Source organism: Halomonas stenophila (assembly GCF_014192275.1).
Classification (GTDB): domain Bacteria; phylum Pseudomonadota; class Gammaproteobacteria; order Pseudomonadales; family Halomonadaceae; genus Halomonas; species Halomonas stenophila.
In genome coordinates this window covers 34,537-59,536 of the sequence record NZ_JACHXR010000008.1, presented here as the reverse complement: position 1 = coordinate 59,536, position 25,000 = coordinate 34,537, and the positions used below count along the sequence as shown (strand labels likewise).

The window sequence follows — 25,000 nt, the reverse complement described above, 5'->3', positions numbered from 1 at the left end:
TGGACGAGATTGCTAGGGCTACCGGGTGGTCTCGTCCACGGTGACGATGACCCGCACGGCGTCGAGGCGCAGCCGCGTGCCCTCGATGGCCGCATCCAGGGCGGCGCGTTCCTCGCGCAGCGCGGTCAGCTCGTCCTCGCGCACCGCCGGGTTGCGCCTGGCCAGGGCCTCCAGGCGGGTCAGCTCGGCGTCGAGCTCGTCGCGCATGCGTGCCTGGGCGGCCTCGACGATGCTCGGCAGCTCGCGCTCGGCCTCCGCCTCGGCCCGGTCGAGCAACTCGCGGAGCTGGTCGTGGCGGCTCTTGATCAGGTCCCGGGCCACCGCCTTCTTGACCTTTTGCAGGTTCTTCGACAGGCCGGTGAAGGAGACCTTGGCGGTCAGGTTGGCGCCGGACTCGTCGAGCAGCACCCGCACCGCGGTGGGCGGCAGGAAGCGATTGAGGTGCAGGCGCTTCGGCGCCGGGCAGTGGGTGCGGAAGACCAGCTCGGCCATCAGCCGGCCGCCGGGGATCGAGGGATGCCTGAGCAGGGCCAGGGCGGTGTTGCCCATGGTGCCGTCGAGGATGCGTCCCATCATCTCCCGGGTCAGGGGGTGCTCCCAGGACAGCCGCTGGACGTCGTCCCGGGCCAGGGCACGCTCCCGGGAGAGGGTGGCCGAGAAGCCCTCCTCGCCCTTCACCAGCCCCGGCAGGCCGTCGAGCATCTGCGGGCTCGGCTGCAGGTGCTGAATGCCGCCGCCGAGATCCTGGCTGTCGACGCCGAAGATGTCCAGGGCCTGGTCCAGGTAGCGGGTCAGCGCCCTGTCGGCATCCAGCTCGCGGACCGCGGCGATGGTCGCCTCGGCGCGCTCCGTGCGGCAGGCGTTGAGCTCCAGCAGGCGGTTGCGGCCGGCGTCGCGTTCCGCCAGTCGGCTGTCGAACAGCTCGCGGGTCTCGCCGATCACCTCGTCGAGGCTCTCGTCGTCGAGCAGGGCGTCGGCCAGGGCATCGCCGAAGGCCTCGAAGATCTCGCTGCCCAGGCCGTGGGGCGCGCTGAAGGCCTCCATGCCCTCGTGGTACCAGCGCAGCAACTGCTCGCCGGGGCTGCCCGCGAACACCGGCACGTGCAGCTCGATGGCATGGCGCTGGCCGATGCGATCGAGGCGGCCGATGCGCTGCTCCAGCTGGTCGGGGTGCAGCGGCAGGTCGAACATCACCAGGTGACGGCAGAACTGGAAGTTGCGGCCCTCCGAGCCGATCTCCGAGCACACCAGCACCTGGCAGCCGTCCTCCTCGTCGGCGAAGGCCGCCGCGGCGCGGTCGCGCTCGACCAGCGACAGGCCCTCGTGGAACACCGGGGCGTGCATGCCGCCCAGCACCCGCAGGCCCTCGGCCAGGCCCAGGGCCGTCTCCCGGTCGTGGGCGATCACCAGCACCTTGTCGTCGCCGAGCTCGGTGAGCCGCTCGAGCAACCAGGTCACCCGCGGGTCGAACTGCCACCAGGGCTCGGTGTTCAGGGGATCGTCGGGGAGCGCCCGGTACATGGTGTCCAGGTAGACCAGCACCTCGGGGTGGTCGAGGCCGGTCTCGATCAGCAGCTCGTCCAGGTAGTCCTCGTCCCGCGCCAGGCGGCGCAGCACCCGGCGGTAGGAGGAGGGCAGCTCGAGGCGGGCGACCTGCAGCCGGCGCTCGGGGAAGCCGCCCACGTGGCGGCGACTGTTGCGGAACATCACCCGGCCGGTGCCGTGGCGGTCCAGCAGCTGGTCGCGCAGCTGGTCCCGGGCCGCGCCGTGCTGCCCGGCGGCGCCCTCGGGATCGGCGAGGGTGTCCAGCAGGGCGAGGCTGTCGGGGTCGTCGATCACGGCGGCGACGGTCTCGCGGTCGGCCGCCTCGCCGGGCAGGCGTTCCAGGGCATCGATGGCGGCGGCCACCTCGACGTAGTGGCGCTCCTCCTCCTGGAAGGCGGCGAGGCTCTGGTAGCGGTCCGGGTCGAGCAGGCGCAGCCGGGCGAAGTGGCTCTCCTGGCCCATCTGCTCCGGCGTCGCCGTGAGCAGCAGCAGCCCGGGGGCCGTGGCGGCCAGGCGCTCCACGCAGCCGTAGCCGGGGCCGACCGCCTCGGCCGACCACTCCAGGTGATGGGCCTCGTCGACGATCAGCAGGTCCCAGTCACAGGCCTCGGCCTGGGCCTGGCGATGGGGGTTGGCGAACAGCCAGTCCTGGCTCGCCAGCACCAGCTGACCGGCCTCGAAGGGGTTGCCGCCGCCGTGGGCCAGGCTCTGCTGCTCGTCGAGCAGGGTGACCTCCAGCGAGAAGCGGCGCAGCAGTTCCACCAGCCACTGGTGGGTCAGGCTCGCCGGCACCAGGATCAGCGCCCGTTCGCCGCGTCCGGTGAGCAGCAGCCGGTGCAGGATCAGGCCGGCCTCGATGGTCTTGCCCAGGCCCACCTCGTCGGCCAGCAGCACCCGCGGGGCATGGCGGCGGGCGACCTCGTCGGCGATGTAGAGCTGGTGCGGGATCAGGTCGATGCGCGGACCGGCCAGGCCCAGCGCCGGGTTCTGCTCGACCCGGTGATGGTGGTGCAGGGTGCGGAAGCGCAGGTCGAACCAGTCGTTGCGGTCCACCTGGCCGGTCAGCAGCCGGTCGCGGGCCTGGTCGAACTGCATGGTGTCGGCGAGCTTCGCCTCGGGCAGCTCGCACAGCTCGCCGGCATCGCTCTCGCCGATGTAGACGATCAGCCCGCCGACCTCCTTGCTGTCGTCGACGGTCATCTGCCAGCCCTCGGCGCACTCGATGCGGTCGCCGCTGCCGAAGATGACCCGGGTCAGGGGGGCGTGCTGGCTGCTGTAGGTACGGGTTTCCTGGCTGGCGCCGAAGAGGACGGTGACGCTGCGGGGGTCGCAGTTGAGGATGGTGCCCAGGCCGAGTTCGGCCTCGCCATCGCTGATCCAGCGCTGGCCGGGAGAGAAGTCGCTCATGGTGCCTCGGGGATGCTTGGGATCGGTTCTCGCGCCGCTGGCCGCGCCCGGCCCCGCGGCGGCAGGGCGCGGTATCTTACAGCAAAGCCGGGCGCGGCTTAAGCCTCTTCTCAGCGCTCCCAGGGCTATCGGAGTTTGGTTGTCGCTTGGGGCTGATCCGTCGACAGGTCTGCGAGGGGGCGCTGTGAACCCCTCCATGGGCGCTTCCGACGCCCTGCAGCGCTCTCGCATCCTGCTCCGCTTGCAGGACCGGTGCTGGCCCTCCATGGCCAGCCCGTTCGGAGGAATCCTCCTCACCCATGGCGTAGGACCCCCTCTTCGACCTGTCCCCGGCGCCCCCGACAAACCAACCGTGATTGCCCTGTCAGCGCTCCCCCAGCCAGGCGTCGAGGGTCGCCCGGGTCAGCTCGCCCACGTGCTGTTCGCGGGCGCGACCCTCGGCATCGAACAGCAGGGTGGTGGGCAACCCCGGGGCGCCACTCGCCACCAGCATCGACTGGCGCGGGTCGAGCAGGGCGTGCTCGAAGGCGAGCCCCTGGTCGTCGAGGTAGCGCACCACCGGCAGCAGGTCCTCGCCCTGGTTGATCACCACCACGGTGACGTCGTCCCGGGCGTCGGCCTCGGCCAGCAGCGGCATCTCGCGCCGGCACGGCGGGCACCAGGTCGCCCAGAGGTTGATCACCACGGTCTGGCCGGTGAGGGAGGCCAGTGCCACCGGTTCGCCCTCGAGGTTGTCCAGGGTCAGCTCGGGGAGCTCGCGCAGGGCCATGCCGCCGCCCAGCGGCGCCAGGGTCACCAGCGCCAGCCACAGCAGCGAGGCGCCGAGCGTCAGTCCCAGGGCGCCGAGCATGGCGCCGAGGCGCTGGCGTAGCGTCCAGGCGCTCCAGGCCAGTGCCGCCAGCAGGCCCCAGAGGGTATGGAAGCCCGGTTGCCAGAGCTTGAGGGCATCCAGCGGTGCGTCGAGATAGCTGGGCAGGTGCGTGGCCACGTGACCGATCCGGGCCCCGGCGAGCCAGGCGATCACCAGGCCATTGAACCAGCGGGCGTGGCGCCGCCTGGGCAGGCCGAGCAGGAAGGCACTGGCCGCCAGCAGCAGCAGGGCGACGGCGAGGGCATAGAGGCGCGGCAGGGGAAGGAGCACGGGCCCCAGGGCGATGGCGTCCATGTCGTGGTGGGCTCTCCCGAGAGTCGGGTTCGGCGCCGGCGCCGGACCGGTTACACTGGATGCGTTCGTTTCGCCAAGCCTACTGTCGGTAGGCGGGGCTGTCATCCAGCGGGAGCAATCATGGCAAGACCGGCCTTCGATACCCTGCGGGCCCTGGCCATCGCCAGCCAGGCCCTGGGCTTCATCCTCATCATCAGTCTGGAAACCGTCATGGGCGACGCCGCCCGGCCCTGGCAGGGCTGGACCCTGGCCGCCATGGTGGTGGCCGCGCTGTGGATCGCGCTGGTGCGCCTGTACCGGCGCAACAAGGCGCGCAAGGCCTGGGCGCGACAGCACAGCGATGACTAGGCTCGCCCGGAGGGGCCCATGGTTGCTGGCCGGATGGCTGGTGCTGGCCCTGCTCGCGGGCTGCGTTGGCCCGGCCGTGCCCCGGGAGCACGGGCTGGCGTTGCGCGATGCCGAGATCCGCAGCACCTGGCTGGGCCAGTGGGCCCGCCAGGCCGCCGCCGACCATGCCGGCCTGAGCGGCTTTGCCCTGCTGGCCAAGGCCGAGGAGGCCTTCGCCCTGCGCGCCAACCTGGTCGAGCAAGCCAGCAAGCGCCTGGACGTCCAGACCTACCTGCTGGGGGAGGGGCAGACGGTCCAGGTCCTGCTGCATCGCATGATCGGCGCCGCCCAGCGCGGCGTCGAGGTCCGCCTGCTGCTCGACGACCTCACGGCGTCGGGGCAGGGCGACCAGCTGGCGGCGCTGGACAGCCACCCGAACATCCAGGTCAGGGTCTTCAACCCCTGGCCCCTCGGCCGCGAGCACCTGGTCAGCCGGGTGGTGCTGTCGCTGCCCGCCCTGGCCCGCCAGCACCGGCGCATGCACAACAAGACCTGGATCGTCGACAACGCCGTGGCCATCACCGGTGGGCGCAATCTCGACGACGAGTATTTCAATGCCAGCGAGCCCCGCAACTTCGCCGATGTCGACCTGCTGGCGGTGGGCGACGTGGTCGATGCCCTGTCGCTGAGCTTCGACCTCTACTGGAACCACTTCCTCAGCCAGCCCCTCGCGCGCTACCACACCGCCGCGCCCGAGGCCTGGCGTGAACTGGCCACGAGCCTGGCGCGCCAGCTGGCCGAGCAGCGCGACAGCGACTCTCCCTACTTCGTGGCCCTGCGGGCCCGCTACGGGGCGGCCGCCGAAAACAAGCTGTTCCGCGACCTGCACTGGGCCCCGGGCCAGGCCCTGTGGGATCCGCCGGGCAAGATCGCCGGCAGTGAGCGCTCGCCGCTGAAGCGGACCCTGTTCGGGGCCCTGCTCGACCAGCTCCCGGAGCTGGAGTCGCGGCTGGTGATCGTCTCGTCCTACTTCGTTCCCGCCGAACGGGGAACGGCGCTGCTGACGCGGCTGGCCGAGTCGGGCATCCGGGTCGAGGTGATCACCAACTCCCTGGAGGCCACCGACCTGTCCCTGGTCCACGGCGCCTATGCCGGGCGTCGCCGGGCGCTGCTGGAGAGCGGCGTGCGGCTGCACGAGCTGCGTGGCCGCCAGCAGCACGGCGAGGAAGCCGAGATCGGCATCCCCGGCACCTCGCTCTCCTCGCTGCACAGCAAGGCGGTGAGCTTCGACGACGACCTGGTGTTCATCGGTTCCTTCAACGCCGACCCGCGCTCGGTCATCTGGAACACCGAGATCGGGGTGCTGGTCGAGAGCGAGTCCCTGGTGGCCGAGTTCCTCGAGTTCGCCGAGGCGGGCATGACCCCGTCGCTGAGCTACCTGCCCGGCCTCGACGGCGAGGGGCGCCTCTACTGGCTCACCGAGCTCGACGACCGGCTGGTGCGCCTCGACCGGGAGCCGGGCTCCCTGAAGCAGCGGCTGGGCTCCTGGTTGAGTCGCCTGCTGGGCCTCGAGATCTGGCTCTAGTGCCGTCGGCTTGATCCCGGTCAAGCCGACGGCGTCCGGCGTTGCCGGCGAGGCGGAAGCGACTAGGCTTATAAGCAGGGCCTATGCCGGGCCCTTCCCATCGCATCCTGCCAGGGGGTGATCATGTACACGTCGATCCTCGCGCCCGTCGACGGCTCCGAGCATTCCGCCAAGGCGCTGGGCGTCGCGGCCCAGCTGGCGCGGGCCTCGTCCGCGTCCCTCATCCTGCTGACCGTGGCCGAGTATCCGCCCGGCAACATGGGGCTGTTCACCGGCGGCACCCCCGAACCCTTCACCGCGGAGGACTGGGGCAAGGTGTCCGACTCCCTCAAGCAGGATGCCGAGGCGGCCCTGAGGAAGGTCCGGGACAGCGTCGACCTGCAGGGTATCGAGGTCGAGGAGGTGATCCGCCAGGGGGCGCCGGCCGAGGGCATCCTCCATGAGGCCAGGCATCGCGGCGTCGATGCCATCGTGATGGGCAGTCGCGGGGTCAGTGACATGCGCGGCATGCTCTTCGGCAGCACCTCCCACAAGGTCAGCCATGTCGCCGAGTGCACGGTCATCACCGTGGCCTGACGCCCGGGTACACGCATGACACCGAATCCGGCGGAGGCCCGGTGGCCCGCCTCGACCCTTCGGACCTCCCCCGTCGATCCCGACGAACACGGCCGAACCAGGCAGCCTGGTTCGGCCGTGTCGTCGGCAGGACGTGACTGCCGGTCATGGCATCAGGAGGGGAAGGCGAACTGCGCGCCCTCGCGAACCCCGGCCGACGGCCAGCGCTGGGTGACGGTCTTGCGCCTGGAGTAGAAGCGCACCGCGTCCGGGCCGTAGGCGGCGAGGTCGCCGAACAGCGAGCGCTTCCAGCCGCCGAAGCTGTGGTAGGACACCGGCACCGGCAGCGGCACGTTGATGCCGACCATGCCCACCCGGATGCGGTCGCTGAAGTAGCGGGCCGCCTCGCCGTCGCGGGTATAGAGGCAGGTACCGTTGCCGTACTCGTGATCGTCGATCAGCCGCATGGCCTCTTCCATGGAGCCGGCGCGGACCACCAGCAGCACCGGGCCGAAGATCTCCTCGAGGTAGCAGGTCATCTCGGGGGTCACGCGGTCGATCAGGGTGCCGCCGACGTAGAAGCCGTTTTCAAAGCCCGGCACCTGGACGCCACGGCCGTCGACGACGATCTCGGCGCCTTGCTGCTCGGCGCTGTCGATATAGCCGCAGACCTTCTCCTGGTGGGCCCTGGTGATGACCGGGCCAAAGTCGTTCTCGGCGTCATGGAAGGGGCCGACCCTGAGGGTCTTCATCTGCGCCTGCATCTTGGCGATCAGGGCGTCGGCCGCCGTGTCGCCCACGGCCACCGCCACGGACAGCGCCATGCAGCGCTCGCCGGAGGAGCCGAAGGCGGCCCCGGTCAGCGAGGTGACCACGTTGTCCATGTCGGCGTCGGGCATCACGACGGCGTGGTTCTTGGCGCCGCCCAGCGCCTGGCAGCGCTTGCCGTTGGCGCTGGCGCGGGAGTAGATGGTCTCGGCGATCGGCGTGGAGCCGACGAAGCTCACGGCCTGCACGCGGGCATCGTCGAGCAGGGTATCGACGGCTTCCTTGTCGCCGTTGACCACGTTGAGCACGCCGGCGGGCAGGCCCGCTTCCAGCGCCAGCTCGGCGATGTACAGCGTCGAGGTCGGGTCGCGCTCGGAGGGCTTGAGCACGAAGGTGTTGCCGGTGGCGATGGCCATCGGGTACATCCACAGCGGGACCATGGCCGGGAAGTTGAACGGCGTGATGCCGGCGACCACCCCCAGCGGCTGGAACTCGCTCCAGGAGTCGATGTTGGGCCCCACGTTCTTGCTGTACTCGCCCTTGAGCAGCTCCGGCACGCCACAGGCGTACTCGACGTTCTCGATGCCGCGTGCAAGCTCGCCCTTGGCGTCGTGGACGATCTTGCCGTGCTCCTGGCCGATCAGCCGGCAGATCTCGTCGGCATGTTGCTCGAGCAGGGCCTTGAAGCGGTACAGGGTGCGGGCGCGCTTGGCGGGCGGGGTGTCGCGCCAGGCCGGGAAGGCGGCCTGGGCGGCGGCGATGGCGTCCTCGACGGTGGCCTGGCTGGCCAGGCTGACCTGGCCGCCTACCTCGCCGGTGGAGGGGTTGAAGATGTCGTGGGTGCGCGCGGCGTCGTCGACACGGGCGCCGTTGATCAGATGGCCAAGAATGGTCATGGTGAATCCTCTCAATCCAGTTCGCCGATGGCATCGCCAAGGGCGTTGATGAGTCGGTCGATCTCGTCGCGCTCGACGGTGAAGGGCAGGCCGAGCTGGAGGGTGTCGCCGCCATAGCGCACGTAGAACCCCTTGTCCCAACACTTCATCGCGATCTCGAAGGGACGGCGAGCCGGCTCGCCGGGGTAGGGTTCGATCTGCAGGGCGCCGGCGAGGCCGTAGTTACGGATATCGCTGACATGGCGGCTGTCCTTGAGGCCGCCCTTGAGAGAATGAAGGGCGTCCTCGAAGACCGGGCTCATCTCACGCACGCGGCCGATCAGGCGACCCTGCTCGAGCACGTCCAGGGTGGCCAGGGCCGCGGCGCAGGCCACCGGGTGGCCCGAGTAGGTGTAGCCATGGGGCAGCTCCATCATGTAGTCGGGACCGCCCTGCGCCATGAAGGTCTGGTAGATCTCTCCCTGCACGATGACCCCGCCCATGGGCACCACCCCGTTGGTCAGCTGCTTGGCGACGTTCATGATGTCCGGCACTACGCCGAATTCCTCGGCGCCGGTCATCGACCCCATGCGGCCGAACCCGGTGATGACCTCGTCGAAGATCAGCAGGATGTCGTGGGCATCACAGATCTCGCGCAGGCGCTCGAGGTAGCCCCGGGGCGGCGGGATCACCCCGGCCGATCCGGCCAGGGGCTCGACGATCACCGCGGCGATGTTGGAGGCATCGTGCAGGGCGATCAGCTCCAGCAGCTCGTCGGCGCGCTCGGCCCCGCGCTCGGGCATGCCACGGGTGAAGGCGTTTTCCTTCAGCAGGGTATGCGGCAGGTGGTCGGCATCGATGCCCTGGCCGAACAGGGCGCGGTTGGCGCCGATGCCGCCCAGGCTGGTGCCGCCGAAGTTGACCCCGTGATAGCCCTTGGCGCGGCCGATCAGCTTGGTCTTGGTGGGCTTGCCCTTCTTGCGCCAGTAGGCCCGGGCGATCTTCAGCGCGGTGTCGGCGCTCTCGGAGCCGGAGCCGGTGAAGAACACGTGATCGAGACCCGCCGGTGTCAGCTCACGGATCCGGTGGGCCAGTTCGAAGGCCTTGGGGTGGCCGTACTGGAAGGCCGGGGCATAGTCCAGCTGCTGCAGCTGCCGGGCCACGGCCTCGGTGATCTCGGGGCGGCCATGGCCGGCGCCGCAGGTCCACAGGCCGGAGAGGCCATCGTAGATCCGGCGACCGTCGGCCGCGGTGTAGTAGCTGTCCTCGGCACCGACGATGATCCGCGGGTCGCGCTTGAACTGGCGGTTGCCGGAGTAGGGCATCCAGTAGGCATCCAGCTGCTCGGCGGTCAGGCCCGCGGTCTGCTGGAGAGAACGATCTGACATGGCAGCACCCTCTCTGGTCATCGTCTTGTTGGTGGCTGTGCAGGGAAGCGTGGTCTAGGGCGGCGATAAGTTAAATCTAGACGTGTTGAATTTCATGTAAGCGATGGCTTAACTTTCTGGCTCGTCCGGCATAGGCTGCAGGAGACCCATCACCGCGGGGGGAGAGGCCATGACACGCCGCAAGGAGGCCCTGACGGGGCAGCTCAGTGATGCGGACCTGCGGCTGCTGCGCATCTATCGCAAGGTCGTGGAATGCGGTGGCTTCTCCGCCGCCGAGGTGGAGCTGACCATCAGCCGTGCCGCCATCAGCATGGCGATGAGCGATCTGGAGACGCGGCTGGGGTTGCGGCTGTGCCAACGCGGCCGCAGCGGCTTCGCGCTGACCGACGAGGGCGCCGAGGTCTATGAGGCCACCCTGCAGTTGCTGGCGGCGACGGAGGGCTTTCGCACCCGCGTCAACAGCCTGCATGCCTGGCTCAAGGGCGAGCTCAACATCGGCATCACCGACAACCTGGTGACCATGCCGCAGATGCACATCACCGATGCCCTCAGCGCGCTGAAGGAGCGCGGCCCCGACGTGCGCATCAACATCCGCATGATCCCGCCCCACGATATCGAGCTCGCCGTGCTGGACGGCCGCCTGCACACCGGGGTGGTGCCCGCGATCAAGACCCTGCCCGGGCTTGACTACCTCTCGCTCTACGAGGAGACGTCGCAGCTCTACTGCGCCGGCGACCATCCGCTGTTCGATGCCGAGACCGTGACGGATGAGCAACTGGCGAGCAGCGATGCGGTGACGCCGGCCTATGCCCAGAGCCCGGAGATCAAGGCGCTGCATGAACCCCTCGAGGCCACCGCCTCGGCCACGGACCGGGAAGGCATCGCCTTCCTGATCCTCACCGGCCGCTATATCGGCTACCTGCCGACCCATTTCGCCGAGCGCTGGGTGCGTGACGGCAAGCTGCGCGCCCTGAACCCGGACACCTGCCGCTACGTCACCCGCTACAGCGCCATCACCCGCAAGGGGGCCCCGCCCAATCGGGTCCTGGAAAGCTATCTCGAGGAGCTGGGCCAGCGGGTGGAGGGGTGATTCACGTCCTGGCGACTCCACGGAGGCTCCCCGGCCTAGTCGTCTTCGGCCGTCCGGCGGGCCGTCTCGGGGAACTGCCTCGGCAACCGGGCCTCCAGCAGGCGGGCGGCCTGGATCAGCCGCAAGTCATCGAACCGGGCGCCGACCAGTTGCAGGCCGACTGGCAGGCCATGGTCATCGAGGCCGCAGGGTAGCGAGATGGCCGGTTGTTGGGTGAGGTTGAAGGGGTAACTGAAGGGCGTCCATTCCATCCATTCCCGATAGGGGCCGCCGGGCGGCACGTCGTGGCCCGCGGTGAAGGGCGAGAGCGGCAGGCTCGGCGTGACCAGGAGGTCGAAGCGCCGGTGGAAGTCTGCCAGCTGCGCGGTCAGCCGCTCCCGGGCCCGGCAGGCGGCGAGGTAGTCGGCGAGGGTGAGGGCGGCGCCGCGCAGGGCGATATCGAGCAGCCCGGGGTCCAGCAGCCGTCGCTGGGCCGCGCTCCAGGAAGCAAGCAACTGGGAGGCGCCGGCGAACCACAGGGTGTTGAATGGCTCCAGGGGGCAGGCGAACCCGGGCGTCACCTCCTCGACACGGGCGCCGAGTTCCCGGAGCCGTTCCGCCGCTTCCCGGACACGTGAGGCGATGTCCGGTGCCACCTCGACGTAGCCCAGGTCGAGACTCAGGGCGACCCGCCAGCCTCGCAGGTCGGGAGGCGGCGGCGTCAGCCAGTCGGGACGGCGAGGATTGCCCAGGTAGCCGTCCCGGGGATCGGGCCGGGCCAGGGTCTCCAGCATCAGGGCGACGTCCTCGACGCGGCGGGCGATCGGACCCAGGTGCGACAGGGTGCCCATGGGGCTGGCCGGCCATTGGGGCACCCAGCCGAAGGTTGGCTTGAGGCCGACGGTACCGGTGAAGGCACAGGGGATGCGGATCGAGCCGCCGGCATCGCTGCCCTGGTGCAGCAGCCCCAGGTTGAGCGCCGCCGCGGCCGCCGCCCCGCCCGAGGAGCCGCCCGGCGTGAGCCGCGTGTCCCAGGGGTTGCGGGTCACGCCGGTCAACGGCGAGTCGGTGACGGCCTTCCAGCCGTATTCCGGGGTGGTGGTCTTGCCGAGGATCACCGCTCCTGCCTCGTGCAGCTGCACCGCGATGGGAGCGTCGTCCCGCCAGGGGCCTTCCTCCGGCGTGGTGAGCGAGCCCAGCCGGGTCGGCATGCCGGCGGTGCGGGTCATGTCCTTGAGGGTGACCGGGATCCCGTCCAGGGGACCGCAAGGCGTCCCGGCCCGCCAGCGGGCCTCGGAGGCCCGGGCCGCCGCGCGAGCCGATGCCGCAGCCACATGGGCGAAGGCATTGATCGCGGGGTTCTCGCGTTCGATGCGAGCCAGGCAGTCCTCGACCAGTGTCAGCGGCGAGAGGGCGCCGCGGCGGAAACGGAACAGGGCCTCCGCGGCAGTCAGGGAAGCGAGGTCTTCGGCCGGCCGGAGGGAGGACATGGTGGCACTCCTCGGCATGGGTGACGTTCGGCGATGCCGCTCCGGCCCCTCCAAGTCTGCCGGGACGGCGTCTCCCATCAGTGTGGACGATGGGGCGCGTCTCCGGCATGTCTCTGCCGTCGGGTCCATGCCGTGGTTATCCTCCTGCGACGGGAGCCGCACCAAGTACGAGCGGCTGCGCTTCGTCCCCCTGGTCGAGTGCGAGCTGGGCCTGCTGCGCCCCGGGCGGCGCAGCCTGTCGCCGGCCGTCCAGGCCATGGAGGCCTTCGTGGTCGAGTCGCTGCGGCCAGACGCCGCCGCCGGGCGCTGAGTCAGGCGAGCGACAGCAGGGCGGCCACCAGCAGGTCCTCGTCGAAGTGAGGGGCGCTGCGCTCGCTGACCAGGGGGGTGTCGATCAGGGTCACCCCCAGTTCGGCCAGGAAGTCGGCGTCGAGGTGCCCGACATAGTCGCCGTGCCGGCTGTCGATGAGGATGACGTCGAGCAGCGCCGAGGCGGGACAGGCCTCGCCGGTATCGCGGCGCAGGGTCTCGACCAGGGTCGTGACCAGGCCGGGCAGGTCCCGGCCGACCTGTTCGGGGTCATGTCCCGGGTTGGGAATGAACACCTTCGGGCAGGGGGTATCGCGGATGGCCCGGCCGACCCCGGCGGGAAGGAGGTTGGCGAGCACGCTGGAATAGAAGCTGCCGGGGGGATAGCAGATCAGGTCGGCGGAGGCGATGAGCCGGCGGTTCTCCTCGGGCAGCGCCGCCGTGACCGGGACGTGCGCCTCGCCGCTGGCGGACAGGTCGACCCGTGCGATGGGGGTGTCCAGTGGCGGAACCTCCTTGCCGGTGATGCGGTGCTGGCCGAGCACCCGACGGCCGTCCGCCAGGGTGGCCGCCAGGTGATAGTCATCGCCGACCACCGCACGCACGGTGCCCCGCACGTGGACCAGCTCGGAGACTCGCCGGACCAGGGGGTCGAGCTGCCGTCGGCCGTCCAGGTAGCCGCCCGCCAGGATCAGGTTGCCGATGCTGGCGCCGCGCAGGTCGAAGTCGTCGGGCATGGCCGCCCGGAAGACGCCGAGCCGATGGCAGATCAAGCGGCGCATGGGGTTGGAAATGTCGTCGATCAGGGGGTGGTGTCCGCTCGCCAGCGCGTCCAGGGTGGCCCGCAGGGTGTCCGACCCGGCCTCCTTCGGCAGGCGGTGGGTGAACAGCCGGTGGACCTGCGAGTGGCCCGGGACAGTCTCGTCCGCCAGGGCCATCAGCCGGCTGCGCAGGTCGCCGAGGGCCGGCATGCCGAAGGCGTCGCGCAGCGTGGCCGAGCTGCCGCCGGAATCGAAGGGCGTCACCAGGTGGATGGTGTTGTGGCTGTAGCGCTGCAGTCGGCGCGAGATGCCCTCGAGGGCCGAGCCGCCGCTGAAGAACAGCAGCCTGGGGCCCCGTTCCGGGGCCTGCCGATAGCGTCGGACTCGCAGTGGGTCGAGCACCTGGTCGGTGCGGGGCGGCCGGATATCCATCATGCATCCTTTCCTTCGGCTTGGGTGCCTGCCTGGCTGGCGACGTTATCTCGTTGTGCTGGCCTTGTCGCCTGTCGATGCCGGGTTGGCCCGCCGCATGCGGACAGGCCATGTCGTTGTGGCAGGATTGGACCGCGAAGATGGCAAGAAGTGGCATTCCGGCGCCAGGGTCGAGCCGCCGGCGACGGGATCCAGGGGCCGAACAGGCGGGTTCTCCGGAAAGAGGCGATACGCCTGGCGGGGAAAAGGCGCGCAACATTCCTGGCGGGGTAGGGGATGCCATGGTGATGGCCGGTGCCGTAGACCCGAGGGGGCGCCCGTGGCCCGGCTGGTGGCTATCCTGAAATCACTCGCGTCGGATGCCAGCCCGGCCGCGCCATGCGGCGAGGCAGGCCCTCTGGCGACGCCTCCGAGCCGTCGAGAGGCCTCGCCATCGTCAAGGAGGCACGTCATGCCCCGAGAACTGCTACTGCTGCGCCACGGCAAGTCCGACTGGTCGAAACCGGTCTGCGACATGGCGCGGCCGCTGAAGCAGCGCGGCAAGCGCGGTTCGCGACGGATGGGGGCCTGGCTCGCCCGGGAGGGCCGGGTGCCGGAGCGGATTTTGACCTCGCCCGCCGAGCGCGCCCGGGCCACCGCGGAGACGTGCGCCAAGGCCATGGGGCTGGCCCGTGACGCCGTGGTGATCGAGGCGAGCCTCTACGAGGCCGGTCCCGAGGCGCTGGTGCAGGCGGTGGCGTGTTGCCCCGCCGCGGTCTCGCGACTGATGGTGGTCGGCCACAACCCCGGCCTCGAGGCCTTGCTGGTCTGGCTGCTGCCCGAATCGCCCCCCGTGCCCGACGATGGCAAGCTGCTGCCCACCGCCAGCCTGGCCCGCCTGACGCTCGACGGGCCCTGGTCGTCGCTCGGCGCCGGGAAGGCGCGCCTGGTCGAGATCCAGCGGGTGCGGGAGTTGCCGGCGGATCTTCCCTAGTCGCTTCCGCTCCTTGCCGAGGGGTGGCCCGGTGTCCACGCGGGGCGTCGCCGGTCCCCGCGCCAGGGGGCGCTTAGTCCGCCGGACCGATCAGGTGCTTGACCTCGAGATAGGCGGAGAGTCCCCAGGGGCCGAGCTCGCGGCCGATGCCGCTGATCCCGAAGCCGCCCCAGCTGGCTTCCGGCATCACCAGCTGCTCGCTGTTGAACCAGATGCTGCCGGCCCGAAGCGCGCGGCCGACGCGCCGGGCACGTTGCGTATCCCCCGAGATCACCGTGGCGGCCAGGCCGAAGGCGGAATCGTTGGCCAGCGCGATGGCCTCGGCGTCGCTCTCGACGCTGCGGGCGCAGAGCACCGGGCCGAAGATCTCCTCGCGCCACAGGCGGCTCTCGTTGGGCACGTCGCGAAACAGGGTCGGGGCGACGAACTCGCCCTGGGTGGGCAGCTCGCGATGGCGGGCGTCGCGCACCGCGACGAGGCCCTCCTCGCCGGCCACGGCCAGGTAGCCCTCCACGGCCTGGCGCTGACGGGCGCTGGTCATGGGCCCCATGTCGGTGGCGGCATCCAGCGGGTCGCCCAGGCGGAGGGCGTCGATGCGCGTGGCGAGTGCCGCATAGAGCGCCTCGGCCAGCGACGCGTGGACGATCAGCCGCGAGGTGGCCGAGCAGATCTGGCCGGAGTTGAAGTAGATGCCGGCCATCACCCAGTCGGCGGCCGCCTCGAGGTCGGCGTCGTCGAGCACCAGGATCGGCGACTTGCCGCCGAGTTCCAGCGACACCCCGCGCACGCCCTCGGCGGCGGCGCGCATGACCTTCTCGCCCACGGCATTGCTGCCGGTGAAGGACAGCTTGTCGACGCCGGGGTGGGCGGTGAGCGGCGCGCCGATGCCCTCGCCGTCGCCGTGCACCAGGTTGAGCACCCCCGCGGGCAGGCCGATCTCGAGGGCGATCTCCGCCAGCGCCTGCTCGGGCAGCGGCGTCACCTCGGAGGGCTTGAACACCACCGTGCAGCCGGCGGCCAGCGCCGGGGCGATCTTCCAGGCGCTGGTCACCAGCGGGAAGTTCCAGGGGGTGATCAGGCCCACGACCCCCGCGGGATCCTCGTAGCTACGGGCCTCGATGCCGTCCATGCCGTGCTCGACGAGGCGCCCCTGGCGCGCCTCGAGCGCCCGGGCCTGGCCGGCGTAGTAGCGGTAGCAGGCGATGGCATCGTCCAGGTCGATGCCGGCCTCGGCCAGCGCCTTGCCGTTGTTGGTGGACGAGAGGCGCATCAGTTCTTCGCGTCGCTCGACGAGTACCGTGGCGAAGGCCTCGAGGTAGGCGGCCCGGCGCTCGCCGCCCAGGGCCTGCCAGGCGGGCAGGGCGCGACGCGCGGCGGCCACCGCGGCGTCGACATCGGCCGCATCGCCGGCGGTGAGCTCGGCGATCGGCACCTGGCGATAGGGATCGGTCACCGCGAGCGAGCGCGCCCCTCGGGAGGGGATCCATTGATTGTCGATAAACTGCGTGGTCAGTCGTTGCACGGCAAGGCTCCGGTTGGGCCGACCGGTGGGACGGCCTGGGAGAGACAGACGGGGATCAGTCGACGGCGGCCTGCCAGGCGGCGGCATCGATCTCGATCAACAAGGGGCCATCCGAGGGTCGGGTGGCCAGGGCGTGGGCCAGTTCGGCGGGCGCGGCGACGCGGGTGGCCAGGCAGCCGAAGCCCCGGGCCACGGTCAGGAAGTCCGGGGCCCGGATGTCGACGCCCAGGCGGGTGACGCCGGCGTCGTCCATGAAGCGGCGGATCTCCTCGTAGCCCTGGTTGTGCCAGAGCAGGATCACCACCGGCAGCCCTTCCTCCACCGCGCAGGCCAGCTCGCCGAGGGTGAACATGATGCCGCCGTCGCCGACCAGCGCGACCACTGGCAGGTCGGGTCGGGCGAGGCTGGCGCCCAGGGCCGCCGGCAGGCCGTAGCCGAGGGTGCCGTAGCCGGTGGAGGCGTTGAAGAACCGCCGCGGGGCCGGCTGGGCGACCAGGTGGTTGGCGGCGTAGGTGGTGGCGCAGGAATCGCCGACCAGGATCGCCTCGGGCAGCGCCTCGCGCAGGGTCGCGAACAGCGGTACATAGGCGGCGAAGGCCGGATCCCGGGGCAGGTCCAGGGCCGCGAGGGCGGCGCGGGTGCGGGGGGCTCCGTCACGCGCCAGGCGCACGCCGGCGAAGCGCGCCGCCAGGGCGTCCAGGGTCTGGCCGGCGTCCGCCACCAGGGCCAGGTCGGCGGCCTGGTTGCGGGCGAGCTGCTGGGGGTCGACATCCACCCGGATCAGCCGGCCGTCCAGGCGGAAGCCGTCGTCGAAGACCACATCGTAATCGGTCTCGCCGAGCTCGGTGCCGATGGCCAGCACCACGTCGGCCTCCCGGGCCAGCGCGCGCACCGCCGGCAGCGAGGCATTGGCGCCCAGGTCCAGGGGGTGGTCGCGGCCGAGCAGGCCCTTGGCGTTGATGGTGGTGACGGTGGGCGCGTCCAGGGCCTCGACCAGCGTGCGGGCGGCCCCGGGCGCATCCACGCAGCCGCCACCGAGCAGCACCAGCGGACGCTCGGCGGCACCGAGCCAGTCGGCGGCCTGGGCCAGCGCCGCCTCGGCCGGGGCGGCTGGCGCCAGGGAACGCCGCTGCCAGGTGCGCAGGGCGCGCACCGGGGCGTCGAACAGGTCGATGGGGATCTCGATATGCACCGGCCCCGGCCGGGCCCCCTCGAACACCGCAAAGGCCCGGGCCAGGGTCTCCGGCAGGGCATCGGGGTCGAGCAGCGTCTGGCTGAAGCGGGCGACCCCGGCGATCAGCTGCTGCTGGCTCGGCAGCTCATGCAGCCGTCCCTGGCCACGGCCCAGGGTGTCGCGGCGGCTGACGCTGGAGATCACCAGCATCGGCACCGAGTCGGCGAGCGCCTGGCCCATGGCGGTGGCGATGTTGGTCATGCCGGGGCCGGTGATGATGAAGCACACCCCGGGCCGGCCGGTGGCCCGGGCGTAGCCGTCGGCCATGAAGCCGGCGCCCTGTTCGTGGCGCGGGGTCACGTGGCGCAGGCCGCTCGCCTCGCCGCCCGCCATTCCGCGGTAGAGCTCCACGGTGTGCACGCCGGGAATGCCGAACACGGTGTCGGTGCCATAGGTGTCGCGCAGCAGGCGGATCAGCAGCTCGGCGCAGGTCATCGGTGTCTCTCCGTTCAGGGGCATGGGCATGTCCTCAGCCCACCAGCCAGTGGCCCATGACCACGATGATCGGCAGGGTGATGGCGGTGCGCAGCAGGAAGATGACCATCAGCTCCCAGAGCTTGAGCGGGATCTTCGACTTGAGCAGCAGCGCGCCGATCTCGGACATGTAGATCAGCTGGGTCAGCGACAGGCAGGCGATCACGAAGCGCGTCAGCTCGCTCTCGATGTCGCTGGCCAGCACCGCCGGCAGGAACATGTCGGCGAAGCCGACCAGGGTCGCCGGGGCGGCCGCCTCGGCCTCGGGCACCCGCATCCACTCCAGCACCGGCACCATGGGCGTGGACAGCCAGGTGAACAGCGGCGTGAACTCGGCCAGCACCAGGGCCACGGTGCCGATGGCGATCACCAGGGGCAGCAGGCCGAAGAAGATGTCGGCGACGTTGAAGAGGGCGTGACGCAGCAGCTGGCGCGGGCCGGGAGCCTGCTCGGCGCGGGCCACGGCCATGCCCAGGCTGTAGCGCAGCAGGTTCTGGTTGCCGGTGTTCTCTTCCTGGATCTGGCAGCCGACCGGCTCGTGGTAGCTGTTCGGCTTGCGCGACAGCGGCGGCAGCCGCGGCACGATCACGGCGGCGACGAGGCCGGCGACGACCACGGTGAGGTAGAAGGGCACGAACAGGTGGTTGATGCCGATGAAGCTGGTGACCAGCAGCGCGAAGGCGATGGAGACGATCGAGAAGTTGGTGGCGATCGCCGAGGCCTCGCGGCGGTTGTAGAAGCCCTGTTCGTACTGCTGGGTGGTGATCAGCACGCCGACGGTGCCGGAGCCCATCCAGGAGGCCGTGGCGTCGATGGCGCTGCGCCCCGGCAGCCCGAAGATGATGCGGAAGGGCGTGCGCACCAGGCTGCCGATGAATTCCATGAAGCCGAAGTCGACCAGGAAGGGCAGCAGGATGGCGGCGAAGAAGAAGAAGGTCAGCAGCACTGGCGCCAGGTCGTTGAGCATCACGCCGCCGGTGAAGGAGGCGGTGATCACCGTCGGGCCGACCTGGAAAAAGGTCATCAGCGCGAAGAGGGCGCCGAGGGAGCGCATGATCACCCACAGGGGGGCCACGTCGAACAGCTCGCGCAGCATGCCCTCCCGGGCCCAGCCGGGCCGGGTGAGCTTGACGATGCCGGTCAACAGCACCGACAGGCACAGCACCAGGGTGGCGATGGCAGGCAGCGCCTCGCCGAGCAGGGCCTTGAGACCATCGGCCATCAGGCCCATGCCGATATTGATGGTGTCGCCCGTGGAGAAGGGCACCAGGAACAGGCCCACGCCGAGCAGCGAGGGGATCAGGAACTTCAGCAGCCCGTGGCGGCTGAGCGGGGTGGTCTCGGCGGCGAGGGCCGAGGCGGAATCGAGAGGGGACGGCATGGCAGTTACCCTTGTTGACATTGTAATCGTCGAACCCGGCCCGGGGCCGGGGTGTCACGAGGGGGCGTCGAGCCTAGTCACGGCGCCGGACGCCGGGCAGCACGCAGAGCATCTCGTAGAGCAGGGTGGCGCCCATCAGCGCGGTGTTGCCGCTGGGGTCGTAGGGCGGCGCGACTTCCACCAGGTCGCCGCCGACCACGTTGAGGCCCCAGGCACCGCGCACGATCTCCAGGCCCTGCTGGCCGGTGAGGCCGCCCATCTCGACGGTGCCGGTGCCGGGGGCCACCGAGGGGTCCAGGCCATCGATGTCGAAGGAGATGTAGACCGGGGCGTCGCCCATCTGCTCGCGTACCTCGGCCATCAACGGGGCCAACGACTTGTACCAGCACTGCTCGGCGGTGACGACCCGGAAGCCCTGATCGCGGCACCAGTCGAAGTCGTCGGCGGCGTAGCCGGTACCGCGCAGGCCGATCTGCACCACGCGCTGGCTGTCCAGCAGCCCCTCCTCCTGGGCGCGGCGGAAGGGGCAGCCGTGGGCGACCTCCTCGCCGAACATGTGCTCGTTGACGTCGGCGTGGGCATCGATGTGGATCAGCCCGACCGGGCCGTGCTTCCGGGCGATGGCCCGCAGCAGCGGCCAGGTCAGGGTGTGATCGCCGCCGAGCGTCAGCGGTACGCAGCCATGGGACAGCACTTCGTCGTAGTAGCGAGTGATGATGTCGAGGTTCTTCGGCAGGTTGAAGGTGTTGATCGGCACGTCACCGATATCGGCGACCTGCAGGCTGTCGAAGGGGGCGGCGCGGGTGGCCATGTTGTAGGGGCGCAGCATGCGCGACTCGTCGCGGATCTGGCGCGGTCCGAGCCGGGTGCCGGGACGGTTGGAGGTGCCGATGTCCATGGGCACACCGATGAAGGCGGCGTCGAGGCCGGCGGCATCGGCCTGGGTGGGCAGGCGCATCATGGTGGCGGGGCCGCCGAAGCGCGGCATCTCGTTGCCGCCCAGGGGTTGATTGAAGTCGCTCACGTAAGGCTCCGTCTCGCCAATGGATGTCCTGTATTTCAAGCAGGAAACGTGCCAGCTTGTAACATTCTGATATGTGAGGATTTTACGTCGCGACGATGCATAAATGGATCATTGCCTCGCCGGAGGTGATACACTGCTGCATCAATGATCCACTTCTGTATCGGGAGCGGCCGAATGGGCGACATCGACGGTGAGATCCTGCGCACCATCATCGACACCGCTCATGACCACTTCTTCGTGGTCGATGCCGACGGCCGGGTGCGTGACGTCAGCCCCTCGGCGGCGGCGGTGTACGGCATGTCCCGGGAGGCGCTCTGCCGGACCACCGTGCAAGAGCTCGAGGCTCGGGGAGTGCTGAAACCGTCCATCAGCCTGGAGGTCATGCGCACCGGCAAGCCCGCCCAGGTGATGCAGGTGACGGGCACCGGACGGCGGGTCATCGCCCAGGCCCACCCGGTGTTTCGTGACGGCAGGCTGGCCGCCGTGGTCAGCCGCTCCATGGACCTGACCGACCTGCAGCTGCTGCAGGAGGAATATGCCCTGTTGCAGCGGCGCTTCAGCGATCACCTGCGGCGCAGCGGCGTCGCCGACGAGCCGGGACTCGAGGCCGAGCTGGACGACCTGGAAGTGCGCAGCGGGGTGATGCGCGAGATTGCACTGCTGCTCAAGCGCGTGGCGCCGACGGATGCCACGGTGCTGATGCTCGGCGAGTCCGGCGTCGGCAAGACCGCCTTCGCGCGGCAGCTGCATCGCTGGAGCCCCCGCCAGGCCGGCCCCTTCATCGACGTCAACTGCGGGGCGATCCCGGAGAGCCTGTTCGAGTCGGAGATGTTCGGCTACCGGCATGGAGCCTTCAGCGGCGCCGCGCCGGGGGGCAAGGCGGGGCTGATGGAGCAGGCCGAGGGGGGCACGCTGTTCCTCGACGAGATCGGCGAGTTGCCCCTGGCGATGCAGACCAAGCTGCTCAAGGTCATCCAGGACAGCAGCGTCACGCGGCTCGGCGATACCCGGCCGCGACGCGTCGACTTCCGCCTGGTGGTGGCAACCAACCAGGACCTGGCGCGCCTCGTGGAGGTCGGCCAGTTCCGCCTGGATCTCTATTATCGCCTCAATGTCATTCCCGTGACGCTGCCGCCGCTGCGCGAGCGCCGCGAGGATATCCCCGGGCTGGTCGAGCGCCAGCTCAAGCGCCTCAATGGCCGCTATGGGCGCGACAAGATCATGGCACGGGATGTCTGGCAGCAACTGATGGGCCGGGACTGGCTCGGCAACGTACGCGAACTGGAGAACTGGCTCGAGCGAGCCTGGCTGTCGGCGGCGGATGATGTCATTCGCGCCGACGGACAGGCCGGCACCGGGCATCCTCGCGACTCGACGGGGGGCACAGCCGGGGCGGGCGGCAACGGCATGACGGCCACGGCGCCCGACGGCGCGGGGTTGCGCGACGGGGAAACGCTCAAGGCGGCCCTGGCGCGCACCGAGCGGGCCATCCTGGCCGAGCTGTGCGGCGAGCGGACCTCGACCTATGCGATCGCCGAGCGCCTGGGCATCAGCCAGCCCAGCGTGGTCCGCAAGCTCCGCCAGCATGGGTTACGGATCGGCCGGGATGCCTCGCCCGGGGACTAGCCGGTCGTTGTACGGGCCGCGCGCGCCGCCTACCCTGATGACATTCATCGGCCCTCCGCAGGGCTGCCTCATGGCAATGCTGACCCGAGGGAACGCCCATGTCCGACCGCCTGCTGCTGACCACGTCGTCCCATCTCGAGGGCTATCGCGTCACCGAACATCTCGACATCGTCTCCGCGGAGTGCGTGTTCGGCATGAACGTGCTCAAGGACATGTTCGCCGGGCTGCGCGACTTCTTCGGTGGCCGCAACAAGTCCTCCCAGGATGCGCTGCGTGATGCCAGGGTCGCCTGCCTGGACGAACTGCGCCGGGAGGCCGAGGCGCTGGGCGCCAACGCCGTGATCGCGGTGGATCTCGACTACAGCGAGATCTCCGGCGGTGGCAAGTCGATGCTGTTCCTGGTGGCCACAGGGACCGCCGTGAAGGTGGCGCGGGCCTGACCCGGAGCCCATATCATGACCACCCCGCTGGATCCGATCGTCTCCGAGTTCGAGACCCAGGAACAGGCGGACAGCTATGACCGCTGGTTTCGTGAGCAGATTCGCGAGAGCCTCGAGGATCCCCGCCCTTCGGTACCGCACGACGACGTGATGGCCGAGATGCGCGAGCTGCTCGACACCAAGCGGCGCCATGCTGCCGGTTGAATGATGGCCCAAGGCCCGACAGTCGCTGTGGACCATCCTCGATTACCTGGGTGACCGCAATCACTACGCCCCGGGCGCGTCGCCGGCACTCGCGAGGCCGTCGTTCACCCCAACTACCTGGTGATCTACCGCGTCGCCTCGGACCGCATCACCATTCTCGACGTGCTGCACGCTCGCCAGGCTATCCTCTGGGTCGCTGCCGGCTCTGTATCCCATGCCATGACGGGCTTCGCTTGGCTCGCTCCTCGGCCTGCGCACAAGGCCCCCATCTAGGCCCCTGCCTCCGGAGTCGCTCCTCCACCCGCGCTTGGCATCGCCCGCTCCTTGGGACGTGCTTGACTGGAACTGGCTAGGCCGACGCGCTCGAGCGGGTCGACGAAGCGCTGTCGCACTCTCCCACTGCTCTTCGCTTTCCTTTGCCACACTGAACCTGGCTCTTGTGCCAGGGGAACGACAAAGGGAGCAATACATGAGCAGAACAACACTCACCGATGCCTACGGCCAGCCCGTCAACCGGCGGCTGGCGCTTGCCCGAAACGCCACTCGCGATGCCAACGAGCTGTGTGGTCTGGCCCGCGGCATGCTGGCCGATGGCACCCTGAATCAGTCCGAAGCCGAATACCTGCTTCGCTGGCTCGAGGAACATCCGGAGTCACTCAGCGTCTGGCCGTTCGACGTGCTGTTCCAGCGTCTGCAGGAGATGCTCGCAGACCGGCACCTGGATGCCGAGGAGGAGGCTGAGCTGATGGGGTTGTTGCTGGACTACATCGGTGGCGGGAGCCTCGATGGCGACACCACTGCCAGCCGGCAGGCCAGCACGCTGCCCCTCTGCCAGCCGGCGCCGGAGGTCGAGTTCGAAGGCTGTAACTTCGTGCTCACCGGAAAGTTCATCACCGGCACGTGCCGTGAATGCGAGGCTGAACTGGCCGCCCGAGGGGCGGCTCCGCAGCAGGCACCCACCCGAGCCACGCACTTCCTGGTGATCGGCAACCTCGGAAGTTCCGACTGGGCGCAATCCAACTATGGGCGCAAGATCCAGCATGCCGTGGAACTGCGTGACCAGGGCTTGCCGATCCACCTTGTCAGTGAGCAACACTGGGCCGCCTGGCTGTATCGTTGACCCATCGCGCGCACAAAGAAAAACCGCCGCTCGGAAGGTTCCGTAAACGGCGGTTTCTCATGGAATTCTGTGGTCGGAGTAGCAGGATTCGAACCTACGACCTCTGCCTCCCGAAGGCAGCGCTCTACCAAGCTGAGCTATACTCCGATATTCGCCGCGCCTCTCGGGGCGACGGATGGGCATTATACGTAAACGAATGCCGGGTGCAAGCCCCGAAGCTGGCTCCCAGAAAAAATCAGTTGCTCCGCTCCACCGCCAGGCGGGCCAGCTCGGCCATGCTGTCGCGGAAGGCGGACTCGGGCAGAAGATCGAGCTGGGCCAGGGCCTTGGCCGACATCTCCTCGGCCCGGGCACGGGTGTAGTCGAGCGCGCCGGTGTCGTTGACGATGGCCAGCACCGCGTCGAGTTGTTCCAGGCCGCCCTGGCGGATGGCGCGGCGCACCACCCTGGCCTGGTCGGGCGTGCCCACGGCCATGGCCTGGATCAGTGGCAGGGTCGGCTTGCCCTCGGCCAGGTCATCGCCGACGTTCTTGCCCATGGCCTCGGCGTCGCCCTGGTAGTCGAGGAGGTCGTCGATCAGCTGGAAGGCCAGGCCCAGGTAGCGGCCGTAGGCCTGCAGGGCGGCCTCCTGCTCCGGCGTGGCGTCGGCGATGATCGCGCCGCAGTGGGAAGCCGCCTCGAAGAGCATGGCGGTCTTGCCCTGGATGGTCTCGAAGTAGGCGTCCTCCTCGACGTCGGGGTTGCCGACATTGGTCAACTGCTGTACCTCGCCCTCGGCGATGGTGCAGGTGGCCGCCGAGAGCACCTCCATGACCTTCATCGAGCCCACGTCCACCATCATCTGGAAGGAGCGGGAGTAGAGGAAGTCGCCGACCAGCACCGAGGGGGCATTGCCCCAGGCGTTGTTGGCGGTGGCCTTGCCCCGCCGCATGTGGGACTCGTCCACCACGTCGTCGTGGAGCAGGGTCGAGGTGTGCATGAACTCGATGAGGGTGGCGAGCGTCACGTGGCGGTCGCCCTGGTAACCCAGCGAGCGGGCGGCCAGCAGGACCAGCAGCGGACGCAGCCTCTTGCCGCCGCTCCCGATGATGTATTGCCCGATGGTCTCCACCAGCGGCACCCGCGAGGCCAGCTGCGTCAGGATGGTTCGATTGACCGCGGCGAAGTCCTCGGCGACCACCGCATGGATGGGCGATGCGGGGATGGCGGCGTCTAGCTGTGGCGACGAAGGGGTGGCTGGCATGGAGGCGGTATCGACGAAGAGAAAATAGGTGGGGGCCGGAACGGGCGTCTTCGCCTGTCGCGCCGACCTGGGGTTGCCGGTCA

21 protein-coding genes, 1 tRNA gene and 1 pseudogene are annotated in these 25,000 nt (G+C 69.9%); 11 read left to right on the top strand and 12 right to left on the bottom strand.

Annotated elements, in window-relative coordinates:
• Positions 1-18 precede the first annotated feature (18 nt).
• Positions 19-2,952: an RNA polymerase-associated protein RapA gene (gene rapA, locus FHR97_RS13720; protein WP_183384379.1), complete on the bottom strand. Its 2,934-nt coding sequence runs from the start codon at positions 2,950-2,952 to the stop codon at positions 19-21.
• A 364-nt stretch (positions 2,953-3,316) separates the two neighbouring features.
• Entirely contained in the window at positions 3,317-4,117 is an 801-nt protein-coding gene (locus FHR97_RS13715; protein ID WP_183384378.1) for a TlpA disulfide reductase family protein, read from the bottom strand.
• Positions 4,118-4,237: 120 nt separating this feature from the next.
• Here FHR97_RS13715 and FHR97_RS13710 point away from each other — a divergent pair, with 120 nt between their 5' ends.
• The 3 genes from FHR97_RS13710 (at position 4,238) to FHR97_RS13700 (ending at position 6,605) form a co-directional block, all read left to right on the top strand.
• Positions 4,238-4,465 (top strand): hypothetical protein, encoded by a 228-nt coding sequence (locus tag FHR97_RS13710; protein ID WP_183384377.1) that lies wholly within the window; start codon positions 4,238-4,240, stop codon positions 4,463-4,465.
• Positions 4,466-4,487: 22 nt separating this feature from the next.
• Positions 4,488-6,029, top strand: coding sequence for a phospholipase D family protein (locus FHR97_RS13705; protein ID WP_246404011.1), 1,542 nt, complete (start codon positions 4,488-4,490; stop codon positions 6,027-6,029).
• A gap of 123 nt (positions 6,030-6,152) precedes the next feature.
• The gene (locus tag FHR97_RS13700) at positions 6,153-6,605 is read left to right on the top strand and encodes a universal stress protein (RefSeq protein WP_183384375.1); all 453 of its coding nucleotides are present in this window, start codon (positions 6,153-6,155) and stop codon (positions 6,603-6,605) included.
• Between the two features lie 152 nt (positions 6,606-6,757).
• Here FHR97_RS13700 and FHR97_RS13695 read toward each other — a convergent pair whose 3' ends face one another.
• Positions 6,758-8,248 carry a CoA-acylating methylmalonate-semialdehyde dehydrogenase gene (locus FHR97_RS13695; protein ID WP_183384374.1) on the bottom strand — a complete coding sequence of 497 codons (1,491 nt, stop codon included), beginning with the start codon at positions 8,246-8,248 and terminating at the stop codon, positions 6,758-6,760.
• Positions 8,249-8,259: 11 nt separating this feature from the next.
• The gene (gene aptA, locus FHR97_RS13690) at positions 8,260-9,615 is read right to left on the bottom strand and encodes an omega-aminotransferase AptA (RefSeq protein WP_183384373.1); all 1,356 of its coding nucleotides are present in this window, start codon (positions 9,613-9,615) and stop codon (positions 8,260-8,262) included.
• A 169-nt stretch (positions 9,616-9,784) separates the two neighbouring features.
• Between aptA and FHR97_RS13685 the strand changes: the two genes are divergently transcribed.
• A complete protein-coding gene (locus FHR97_RS13685; protein WP_183384372.1) occupies positions 9,785-10,705 on the top strand; it encodes a LysR family transcriptional regulator in 921 nt (306 codons plus the stop codon).
• 35 nt (positions 10,706-10,740) lie between these two features.
• Here FHR97_RS13685 and FHR97_RS13680 read toward each other — a convergent pair whose 3' ends face one another.
• Positions 10,741-12,174, bottom strand: coding sequence for an amidase (locus FHR97_RS13680; RefSeq protein ID WP_183384371.1), 1,434 nt, complete (start codon positions 12,172-12,174; stop codon positions 10,741-10,743).
• 127 nt (positions 12,175-12,301) lie between these two features.
• Here FHR97_RS13680 and FHR97_RS13675 point away from each other — a divergent pair, with 127 nt between their 5' ends.
• Complete coding sequence (locus tag FHR97_RS13675; RefSeq protein ID WP_183384370.1) at positions 12,302-12,484, top strand: hypothetical protein; 183 nt, start codon at positions 12,302-12,304, stop codon at positions 12,482-12,484.
• Position 12,485: 1 nt separating this feature from the next.
• Here FHR97_RS13675 and FHR97_RS13670 read toward each other — a convergent pair whose 3' ends face one another.
• Positions 12,486-13,679, bottom strand: coding sequence for a GAK system CofD-like protein (locus FHR97_RS13670; RefSeq protein ID WP_246404009.1), 1,194 nt, complete (start codon positions 13,677-13,679; stop codon positions 12,486-12,488).
• Positions 13,680-14,127: 448 nt separating this feature from the next.
• On the opposite strand from FHR97_RS13670, the gene FHR97_RS13665 reads away from it, so the two are divergent.
• Complete coding sequence (locus FHR97_RS13665; protein ID WP_183384369.1) at positions 14,128-14,649, top strand: SixA phosphatase family protein; 522 nt, start codon at positions 14,128-14,130, stop codon at positions 14,647-14,649.
• Between the two features lie 73 nt (positions 14,650-14,722).
• On the opposite strand, the gene FHR97_RS13660 is transcribed toward FHR97_RS13665, so the two are convergent.
• The 4 genes from FHR97_RS13660 to speB form a co-directional block, all read right to left on the bottom strand.
• Complete coding sequence (locus FHR97_RS13660; RefSeq protein WP_183384368.1) at positions 14,723-16,171, bottom strand: aldehyde dehydrogenase family protein; 1,449 nt, start codon at positions 16,169-16,171, stop codon at positions 14,723-14,725.
• Positions 16,172-16,226: 55 nt separating this feature from the next.
• Complete coding sequence (locus FHR97_RS13655; protein ID WP_246404007.1) at positions 16,227-17,864, bottom strand: 5-guanidino-2-oxopentanoate decarboxylase; 1,638 nt, start codon at positions 17,862-17,864, stop codon at positions 16,227-16,229.
• A 10-nt stretch (positions 17,865-17,874) separates the two neighbouring features.
• Positions 17,875-19,260 (bottom strand): YjiH family protein, encoded by a 1,386-nt coding sequence (locus tag FHR97_RS13650; RefSeq protein WP_183384367.1) that lies wholly within the window; start codon positions 19,258-19,260, stop codon positions 17,875-17,877.
• Positions 19,261-19,333: 73 nt separating this feature from the next.
• Positions 19,334-20,284 carry an agmatinase gene (speB, locus tag FHR97_RS13645; RefSeq protein WP_183384366.1) on the bottom strand — a complete coding sequence of 317 codons (951 nt, stop codon included), beginning with the start codon at positions 20,282-20,284 and terminating at the stop codon, positions 19,334-19,336.
• A 174-nt stretch (positions 20,285-20,458) separates the two neighbouring features.
• Here speB and FHR97_RS13640 point away from each other — a divergent pair, with 174 nt between their 5' ends.
• From FHR97_RS13640 to FHR97_RS13620, 5 genes and pseudogenes are all read left to right on the top strand, one after another.
• Positions 20,459-21,910 (top strand): sigma-54 interaction domain-containing protein, encoded by a 1,452-nt coding sequence (locus tag FHR97_RS13640; protein ID WP_183384365.1) that lies wholly within the window; start codon positions 20,459-20,461, stop codon positions 21,908-21,910.
• Positions 21,911-22,008: 98 nt separating this feature from the next.
• The gene (locus tag FHR97_RS13635) at positions 22,009-22,350 is read left to right on the top strand and encodes a YbjQ family protein (RefSeq protein ID WP_183384364.1); all 342 of its coding nucleotides are present in this window, start codon (positions 22,009-22,011) and stop codon (positions 22,348-22,350) included.
• A 15-nt stretch (positions 22,351-22,365) separates the two neighbouring features.
• A complete protein-coding gene (relB, locus tag FHR97_RS13630) occupies positions 22,366-22,554 on the top strand; it encodes a type II toxin-antitoxin system RelB family antitoxin (protein ID WP_183384363.1) in 189 nt (62 codons plus the stop codon).
• A gap of 66 nt (positions 22,555-22,620) precedes the next feature.
• Positions 22,621-22,827, top strand: a pseudogene (locus FHR97_RS13625) (type II toxin-antitoxin system RelE/ParE family toxin); the annotation flags it as partial.
• 196 nt (positions 22,828-23,023) lie between these two features.
• Positions 23,024-23,674, top strand: a complete 651-nt coding sequence (locus FHR97_RS13620; protein WP_183384362.1) for a BRCT domain-containing protein — start codon at positions 23,024-23,026, stop codon at positions 23,672-23,674.
• A gap of 70 nt (positions 23,675-23,744) precedes the next feature.
• Here FHR97_RS13620 and FHR97_RS13615 read toward each other — a convergent pair.
• Positions 23,745-23,821, bottom strand: a tRNA-Pro gene (locus FHR97_RS13615).
• A gap of 88 nt (positions 23,822-23,909) precedes the next feature.
• Complete coding sequence (ispB, locus tag FHR97_RS13610; protein ID WP_183384361.1) at positions 23,910-24,917, bottom strand: octaprenyl diphosphate synthase; 1,008 nt, start codon at positions 24,915-24,917, stop codon at positions 23,910-23,912.
• Positions 24,918-25,000 lie beyond the last annotated feature (83 nt).